Origin of the sequence: Pseudomonas sp. DSP3-2-3 (assembly GCF_049898225.1) — a bacterium.
In the GTDB taxonomy this organism is placed as follows: domain Bacteria; phylum Pseudomonadota; class Gammaproteobacteria; order Pseudomonadales; family Pseudomonadaceae; genus Aquipseudomonas.
On sequence record NZ_JAFCXH010000033.1, the window covers coordinates 46,154 to 52,441 of the forward strand.

A 6,288-nucleotide genomic window follows, 5' to 3' on the forward strand; every position below is an offset into this window, starting at 1 on the left:
CTAGCCAGATCGCCAAATCCAGTGCTGAGTTTTCAGCCGCCGACGAGGTTAGATCCCTCGCCTCACTGATACAAGCTGACAAATGTAGGACGCGCCGCCGCGAGGTGTGGGAGTTCCGACTGCTTTCTATAGGTTTGGCGGAGCAGGCAACCCATTCGCTGAGCCTCGCTCCAACGGAGTCGTGTTCAAATCTGGAATATCGCCTCGCGAACAAGTTCGCTCCTACAGTGAAATGCGATTTCGCAGACACCGCCAAACGCGCGTGGGCAAGGTCTGCTGGCTGGATTAAACCTTCACCCGCCGCTCCACCACGATTTCCGGCAGGTCGAGTCGGCGCATGTAGACGCGCAACGGTTCGGTGATGCGCAGGCGGTCGTCGATGTTTTGGTCGAGCAGCAGTTGCAGGCGTTCGCGGCTCAGGGTCATGAGTTCGTTGTCTGCCGGCGACCAGACGAATTCGCAGGTTAGCGTGATGCTGTCGTCGGCGACGTCCATGCCGAAAGAGTCTTCGCTGAAGCGCACGATATGGCGATCAGCCTTGTGGTGGTAGCCAACGAACCCGGCGAGTTGGTCGGCTGCTTCACAGATAGCGCTGGAGGTGATTTTCATCGATGACCTCTGGAGAAGTTCGAGCCCGCGATTCGCCGAATCGCGGGCAATGGCAATCAGAGTGCGCGACGGAAGATGTCTTCGATCTGCAGTTGATCGGCAGGTCGCGGGTTGGTCAGGCCGCAGGCGTCCTTCAGGGCATTGGCGGCCAGAATCGGGAAGTCTTCTTCCTTGACGCCCAGCGCGGTGAGGCCCGGCGGAATGTCGATGGAGCTCGACAGACTGCGGATTGCCGCAATGGCCGCCCGCGCGCCCTCTTCAGGGGACAGGCCGCGGGTGTCCGCACCCATGGCGTGGGCGACGTCGCTCAAGCGGGCCGGGCAAACACTGGCGTTGAAGCTTTGCACATGAGGCAGCAAAACCGCATTGCAGACGCCGTGCGGCAAGTCATAGAAGCCGCCCAACTGGTGCGCCATGGCATGCACGAAACCCAGGGAAGCGTTGTTGAAGGCCATGCCCGCGAGGAACTGTGCGTAAGCCATGTTTTCCCGCGCGGTCAAGTCCGAGCCATCCACTACGGCCTTGTGCAGGTTGTCGGCGATCAGCGCCATGGCCTTGAGTGCGCAGGCGTCGGTGATCGGCGTGGCGGCAGTCGAGACATAGGCTTCGATGGCGTGAGTCAGAGCGTCCATGCCAGTAGCGGCAGTCAGTGACTTCGGCATTTTGGCCATCATTGCCGGGTCGTTGACCGACAGCAGCGGAGTGACGTTGCGATCGACGATGGCCATTTTCACGTGGCGCACTTCGTCGGTAATGATGCAGAAACGGGTCATTTCGCTGGCGGTGCCGGCGGTGGTGTTGATGGCGATCAGCGGCAATTGCGGCTTGCTGGAACGGTCCACACCTTCGTAATCGCTGATATGCCCGCCATTGGTGGCGCACAACGCGATCCCTTTGGCGCAGTCATGGGGCGAGCCGCCGCCCAGGGAAATCACGAAATCGCATTCACGTTCGCGCAGCATGGCCAGGCCATTTTCAACATTGCTGACGGTAGGGTTGGGCTTGGCGCCGTCGTAGACCACCGAATCGATGCCCTGTTCCACCAGCAAACCGGCGATCTGCGCGGCCAGTCCAGCTTTGGCCAAGCCGGCGTCGGTAACGATCAACGCCTTGAGAAAGCCGTAATTGCGGATGGCTTGCATGGCCTCATCGAGGCAACCCAGGCCCATGATGTTCACGGAGGGTATGAAAAAAGTGCTGCTCATGACGGATCCTCATTGCTAACGATCAGCCGAGCGATTGCACAACAACCCGGCGGGGGGAATGCTCGCAGCATGAGCGCTGGCAACGAGCGTGAGGTTGATCCAGCTCAAGGAACCGATATGTTTCTCTCCGGCGCTTAGCCGGGGATTGTGCGTGTACGGTTGCAGTGCGCCAGGTGAATGACATCGAAGTCGTACCTCGCCCAGGTCGCTGCCAGCTGGCTCGGTTTGTCGAAACTGAAGCGGTACCTCAGTTGCATGCCCGGAATGCAGCGGTTCCTCGAATCGGCAGCCGAGCGAGACATCACGTATTTCCACCAACGATCGACCACGCAAACGAGCTGCGCGGAATCCGCCCCCTTCATGCAGACACCTTGTGCTGTGGTGAACAGGGTTCGGATTTGCTCAGCGTTCTTACCACGAACAAATTGTTGCGAGATGATCTGCCCGCGCTCGATGTTGTTGAAAAGCTCGCGGCTGCCGCCCCGAACCTGCCGCACGACTTCCGCGAACCCGTCATCGGGCAAACCTGAATAGTCGTGTTGCGAGGCAGTGCTGATGGCGCAAGCGGGCAACGACGCGGCGATCACTGCGAGCAACAAGGGGCGATAGAATTTTCTGATCTGAATAAACATGCTGGAACCTGCGCAAAGGGCGCCAGCGCTTGAATATTCATCCTCTGCGCCAGCTTCGGTGCGCAGGACTTTGCCCGCCGACGGGCTCGGCGAGAATCCGACAGATGTCGGGGGAGCGTGATTTTCAGCTTGGTCCTACGCGGTGGTAAGACCCGTACTTCAGCAACTCGATACTTTGCTGACAGTCAGCTGATGAAACCGTCCGCCACCAGCAAGGTTTCCAGGCACTGTTCCTGAATCCCGTAGAAGGTTTTCAGCTCCTGGATTCTGGCCAGTATGTCCGTGGATTTGAGCGGCTCGGGGCGCTTTACGGCGAGGATCATTTTGTTTTTGTTGGTGTGTTCCAGGGAGATGAACTCGAACACTTTGGTCTCGTAGCCGCAGGCTTCGAGCAGCAGCGCGCGCAGGCTGTCGGTGACCATTTCCGCTTGCTGGCCCATGTGCAGGCCGTATTGCAGCATAGGTTTGAGCAGCGTCGGGCTCTGGATTTGCAGGCGGATCTGTTTGTGGCAGCACGGCGAACACATGATGATCGACGCCCCGGAACGAATGCCCATATGGATGGCGTAATCGGTGGCGATGTCGCAGGCGTGCAGGGCAATCATCACGTCCAGGGCGCTCGGCGCCACGCTGCGCACATCGCCGCACTCGAACACCAGGCCCGGATGATCCAGGCGAGCAGCGGCGTTGTTGCACAGCGTGACCATGTCCTCGCGCAATTCGACGCCAGTCACCTGTCCATCGGCCTGCAAGGTATTGCGCAGATAGTCATGAATGGCGAACGTCAGATAGCCCTTGCCTGATCCGAAGTCGGCGACTTTTATCGGCTGATCGAGTTTGAGCGGCGAGGACGTCAGGGCGTGGGAAAACACCTCGATGAACTTGTTGATCTGTTTCCACTTGCGGGACATGGAAGGGATCAGTTCATGCTGTTTGTTGGTCACGCCCAGATCAGTCAGAAATGGCCGGGTCAGCTCCAGATAGCGCTTTTTCTCCCGGTCATGCCCGGCCGTTGGCGCTTCACGCTCTTGCTGAGCCTTGCTCTTGAACAGCGTGCTTTTACCTTTCTTGCCGTATTCGAACTGCACTTCGTCGGTCAGCGACAGCAAATGTGCGTTCTTGAATGAGTCAGGCAACAAGCCGCCGATCAACTGAACAGCGTCGGCCAGCGGCAGATTTTTGGTGATATCCCGGGTCTTGTAGCGATAGACGAACGACAGACACGGCTGATCCTTGACGGTCAGCTGCTTGACGATCACCCGCTGCAACTCGGCTTCGTCGCCGACATATTTGGCCAGGACCAGCTTGATGAATGAGTTCTGCGACAGGCTGTTCTCCAGCAGGCCGAGAAACTGGGCGTGATGGTCCTGGGCAGACTGGGTGGGAGTTGCAGTAACTGACATCGAAAAACGCCTCGGGGCGGGCTGAAGCTGGAAAGCAGCGAAGCCGGGTATTTTAGGCGGGTTGTGGGGTGGGGGTTAATTTAATTCTGTGTAAATCACTCAGAGTCGTCATTTCTAATCCACATACCGCACATGCCTTGCCATCAAGTTTGAGCGTTTGAAGGTGTCGATGTTGTCGATATTTTCCAGCAACTGGCTCAACTGTTGTTTGTAGGTTTCGTCGTCCATGTCGATCCAGAAGCGCGGGTTGCGGCCGGTCTTCGAGTCGTGGGCGGCGGTGGTCGGGTCCAGGTGACGAAACTCTTCATAGCGCGGCAAATCCGGCAGCGGGCGGCTGGTGTCCATATAGTTCTGCAGAAAATCCCACAACGCACAGGGCATTTGCCAACGGTTATCAACGTTCACCAGCGAAGAAAAATTGATCACGATGTCCCGATAACGATGGGCAATGCACAACACATGATTCATCGAACCCTGCCGATCCGGCCCCGATTCAAGGTAAGCATCGAACTCATAAAACGGCGCGGTTAATTCGCCGATAGTGCCGTTTTTCTTGTATTCGCCGTTGTTGTCGTAGTCGAACAGCGTTACCAGACCGGTGCGACGATTTAGTTCCCAGATTGGGCCTCGGGAGGGTTTTACCCAGAGTTTGGGGAGTTTGTGGATGACTAACGATCCTATTGCCCAACAGATAAGAGGTATTCCTAAAATCCAAGAAAAAAAACTTTGGAAAATATCAATCGTGTTGTAAATCCATGACCTATCGGATCTATTGATTCTAGCAATCCATGTAATCAACGCAGGGATTATGCCGACCAGAAAGAATCCCTTCCCAAAACTCGTTAGATAGATCCAAAATTGTGATCTCGCTGACCAAAGTGAATACCGGAAATGTTCATGGTCATGCCTATCATGAAAATCTACATGTTCGTAAGGCGCAGGAACGTAGGTACCGGCCGCAATTTTCTCTTGGCGCTCTTTACGCATGTCTTCACGAAATCGTAAATTATTCGGCGAGCGCCGCCGTATAAATGCATCAGGGGCAAGGCTCAGTGTCTGCCCCCACGGCAAGCGTTTTTTGCCAAAACGTTTGAGCCATGACCGCTCCGTTGAAGCTTGTTGTTTAGGAATGCCGTCTGAACGATAAGCGGCATCTGCATAGTAAGGCGTTTTCTGGGCAGTCATTTCGCAGTCTTCGCCCTGTTCTCGGTTTCATCGGCCCAGAACAGCCGTTTCGTAGCGTCAAAATCAGGTTTCGCGTAGGTCGGCCCGAAGGGGGTCGGATCCCTGGACGGTGGCGCAGGAAATACCCAGGTGCGCTGACCGTCATTCAGCGACAATTGAGCGCGCACGCGCCATACGTGATAGACCTCCGGTAAGTTTTGCGCAGGTTCCGCCTTATAGGAAAAAGGTGTTTTGACGAACAGCTCCAAGGCGCCCGGCAATAGACGATAGGCAACTGGCGTGACAGTTATCTGCGAGCTGCTGGTCTTGCTGCGGTCGCTGTATTGATCGAAAAAGACTTCAAAGCTTTTCAGATTGAGAAAAGCCTGAGTCCCCAGTTCGCCCGGCCCATTCAATAACCCGCTCAAATTACTTTCAATACGAATTCGCGTATTGGCGCTGCGCACTGGAAAAGGTACCGTGGCGCGAAAATCCAGCAGGCCGTCAGCAACGTATTCAGGGTTGCGGTCGATACTGATTCGGATATCGGCGAACAGACTGACCAGATAGTAGAAGGCATTTTGAGGATCTTGCAGATGTGGCGCGGCGTTATGCTGATCGTCGCCAAATGGCCCTTTTTTCAACCAGTCGTCAATGGGCTTGCTGCCTAGCCAATAGGCCAGTCCTGCGCCAGTGGCAATCAATAACAGCGCAGCCCAACCCATAGGGCTCAAACCAAGGAAGGCACTGCCCCCAGCAACAACACCACCCAAAGCCGCCATCAAACCGCCGGAAGCCATGATTAGCTGGCCGACATAGGCATCATCGCCCCACCTATAGGAGTGCCAGGCGTCGTAAATACTGATCCCGGAAAAGAGCAAACCGGCTCCAATCTGGCCGAACAAGCGGGTGCTGTACTCCTTAATTAGATACTCGCTTAAGGGGCCTAGAAGCCGCTGTGCGAAAGCTTCGGGAATAGTAAATATTGTTTTACGCGCAGCAGCTAAAAACGAATTGCTGCTGGCGAGCTTGACTGTAAGCGCCTCCATCGCAATCAATAAATCCAACCCCGCACTATACAACGCTGCGTCAGCCCTATTCTCTGATTTCTCCCGATTAGTCTGCGATGAAAGATCCAACTCATTCACCAAATTCCAAATCTCCAACCCCACAATCGCCCCCGCCACCGGCACCGGCACCGAATCCAACGCCCGAAAAGCCGTACTATCGCGCATCGCATCCCGCAGCTTGATCGCGTTCTCCAACCCACTCAGT

Annotated in this window: 5 protein-coding genes and 1 pseudogene; all 6 read right to left on the reverse strand. The window is 56.0% G+C overall.

The window, feature by feature from the left end:
• Positions 1-285: 285 nt before the first annotated feature.
• The gene (locus ACP7E4_RS26305; RefSeq protein ID WP_426118630.1) at positions 286-609 is read right to left on the reverse strand and encodes a DUF2025 family protein; all 324 of its coding nucleotides are present in this window, start codon (positions 607-609) and stop codon (positions 286-288) included.
• Between the two features lie 56 nt (positions 610-665).
• Positions 666-1,814, reverse strand: a complete 1,149-nt coding sequence (gene yiaY / locus ACP7E4_RS26310) for an L-threonine dehydrogenase (RefSeq protein ID WP_426118629.1) — start codon at positions 1,812-1,814, stop codon at positions 666-668.
• 134 nt (positions 1,815-1,948) lie between these two features.
• Complete coding sequence (locus tag ACP7E4_RS26315; RefSeq protein WP_426118628.1) at positions 1,949-2,446, reverse strand: hypothetical protein; 498 nt, start codon at positions 2,444-2,446, stop codon at positions 1,949-1,951.
• 185 nt (positions 2,447-2,631) lie between these two features.
• On the reverse strand, positions 2,632-3,849 hold the full coding sequence (locus ACP7E4_RS26320) for a class I SAM-dependent methyltransferase (RefSeq protein WP_426118626.1): 1,218 nt from the start codon (positions 3,847-3,849) through the stop codon (positions 2,632-2,634).
• Between the two features lie 114 nt (positions 3,850-3,963).
• Positions 3,964-5,034, reverse strand: a complete 1,071-nt coding sequence (locus ACP7E4_RS26325) for a hypothetical protein (RefSeq protein ID WP_426118625.1) — start codon at positions 5,032-5,034, stop codon at positions 3,964-3,966.
• A pseudogene (locus tag ACP7E4_RS26330) lies at positions 5,031-6,288 on the reverse strand (hypothetical protein); the annotation flags it as partial. The pseudogene ACP7E4_RS26330 and the gene ACP7E4_RS26325, both read right to left, overlap by 4 nt.